The 2518-nt window shown below is 35.5% G+C and carries 3 protein-coding genes; all 3 read right to left on the minus strand.

All coding sequences use genetic code 11. From position 1 onward, the window contains the following. A partial coding sequence (locus tag P8H68_RS06590; protein ID WP_300322675.1) for a hypothetical protein occupies positions 1 to 746 on the minus strand: 746 nt, incomplete at its 3' end. 78 nt (positions 747 to 824) lie between these two features. Continuing rightward, complete coding sequence (locus P8H68_RS06595) at positions 825 to 2216, minus strand: amidohydrolase family protein (RefSeq protein WP_300322677.1); 1392 nt, start codon at positions 2214 to 2216, stop codon at positions 825 to 827. Positions 2217 to 2353: 137 nt separating this feature from the next. Continuing rightward, positions 2354 to 2485, minus strand: coding sequence for an exo-beta-N-acetylmuramidase NamZ domain-containing protein (locus P8H68_RS06600; RefSeq protein ID WP_300322679.1), 132 nt, complete (start codon positions 2483 to 2485; stop codon positions 2354 to 2356). Between the last annotated feature and the right edge of the window lie 33 nt (positions 2486 to 2518).

Here is a 2518-nt window from a genome sequence, read left to right on the forward strand (position 1 = left end):
TGTCCTTGTAATGTGAATTTTAATGGTGTGCTTCCTAGGACTACAGTTTTTGCAAAACCTAGGTTTATAGGAATAGAGAATTCAGTATCTGTTGCATTTACGTAATTTGCGGTAGGAATGGGGCTACCACCAATTTGCCAACCATTTCCCGCAGGAAACCAATAAAATAGTTGTGCTGTTCCTGTATTAACTTGAGTGTTGTTAGAATCAACACCAGTAACACCCCACCAATGTTGCCATAATACACCTAGTACTCCCCACTTTTTTACTACTCCAATCAAAGCCACCGGACCTAATTGAAATTGTCCTTTTCCTAAATATTCATTGCTAGCTGTTGGAAAGAACATAGAAGGACCAGCTCCCCATATGAAACCATTTTCATTCATTTCACCATACATAGCCATAACACCAATATCCCCAAGTCCTTTTTTGTTTTCCCAATTCCCCATTTCATTTATTGTTGGGGCTGCTGCAACAGGAAAACTTGGACGAACACTGATACTTCCTTTTTTTAACTTGAAAGGAATAGTGGGCATAAAAACTAAAGTAGATGTATGTTGTGATGATGCATTTTCTAAAGTACCATCCCATCCTGTATAAGTTCCCTGAAATGTCATACTTGCAAGTGTACTTACCGGGTTTGATAGTTCTTGCGCTATTTCATCAGCAGACTTTTTATTTTCTTGAGCATAGTGTTTATGAAAAAAGATGAGTGCCAAGAAAACTAATATGATATTTTTTTTCATGTCAAAGAGTTAGGTTAAACAAAAAAGCAATCTAGTTTTTTGTTTTCTAGATTGCCTTCTGATTTGAATAAATAAGAATTATTTTCCTAAAGTGTTTTTGTAAATAACACCATCTTTCATAATGATTTTGATAGTTTCAACACCATCTCTTTTAGGAGCTTTAAACCATTCTTTATTTGCACCAATTACATTGATGTCTTTTAGTGGGTTTCCTTTAACAATAAGAATATCAGCATATGCTCCTTCTTCAATAACCCCAAGTTTTCCATTTGGCCATGGATTTACAACAGGGCCACTCAAAGCAACAATTTCACCAGCTGTAGAAGTCATTGCTTTTAATGTTTCATAGTTTCCAAAAAATTCAGCTCCGAGGTGTTTTTCATAGGCTATTTGCTTTTGGCATGCATCAGGTCCGCCTACGCAGTCAGTTTGATGTCCTCTTTTAGGTTTTAACTTTTTTACATTGGGTATATAATTCTTAAAAGCAGCTGTTGCAGTTTGTAGTTTATGCTGATTTCTAGGATCGTTTAGAGCAGGAATATCAGCTAATAAAGGAGAGAATGCTGTCATATTAGTTGTAATATAAGCACCTTTCTCGATCATTTTGTTGTTTACTTCTTCATCAAACATAAAGCCATGTTCCAATGTTTTAACTCCTAGGTCAAGTGCTAACATCATAGATTTTTTTGCATAAGAATGCGCTCCAACATAACTTTGGTATGAATTTGCAATTTCTACGGCAGCTTTTATTTCTGCAACCATCATCCCATCTAATTGCCATGGATCAAATAATGAGGCAACACCTCCAGTTTGCATAATTTTCAATTGTGTAGCACCTTGTCTAAAGTTGTTTCTTGCTACCATGATAACATCATTCGGTCCTGCAACCTCAGAAGTCATATTAAGTCTTTGCATTTGTGTTTCTTGTCCTGGTTTAGAAGAATAATTTCCGAAATCAGCATGTCCACCACGACCTCCAATAAATGCAGCGGAGGGGTATACTCTAGGTCCATCTATATTTCCTTCAGCAATCGCTCTGTTCAAACCTCCATTTGCCCCACCCATGTCGCGAACGGTAGTAAACCCTTCAGACAAATATAATTCTGCCATCGCACCACCACGTAAAGCAAGGTCTTCCCAGGTTTGGTTGTTTTCAATGTCTGATAATCCTTTCCCGTTGATCATTAAATGCGTATGACAGTCAATCAAACCAGGCATTAATGTCATGCCTTGTCCGTCAATTACTTTTGCCCCTCTTGGAGCTTTTATGTTTTGAGAAACTTTATTGATCATATTGTTCTCAATAAGAACTGACATTCCATTACTTAATGTTTCTGATGTTCCATCAAAAATATTGACGTTTGTAAATAAAATGTAATTGCTTTTTTGTTTCTTTTTCTTTTGAGCCAATATACTAGTTATGCTTAAAACTAGTACTAAAGCCATACTTAGAGACTTGTTGATTTTCATAGGGTCTATATTTTTAACGGGTTCATTTAATCAAATTTAGAGAATGTTCGCTAAACAAACAAACAAACATACTAATTAGCAAAAAAAATCACGCAAACAATTCAGAGTTACGTACCTTAGTTTTAGGGAAATTAATGTTATTTGTAAATCAAATATTTTTTTCTAATTGTTTTAAAGCTTTCAAGGTCTTTTTTCCAAGAATTTTCAATCTCTCTAACACCTGATCGGTTTTCTAGTTGTCTTTGCAGCTCTGTGTTTCCTGCATGTATGGTAAAGGTTTTTCCAAAAAATGCTTTCTTATC

Source organism: Flavicella sp. (assembly GCF_029238425.1).
GTDB lineage: Bacteria > Bacteroidota > Bacteroidia > Flavobacteriales > Flavobacteriaceae > Flavicella.

Excerpts from the sequence above, each read along its gene's own strand:
- P8H68_RS06595 (WP_300322677.1), bottom strand. The coding sequence starts at position 2,216 with ATGAAAATCAACAAGTCTCTAAGTATGGCTTTAGTACTAGTTTTAAGC.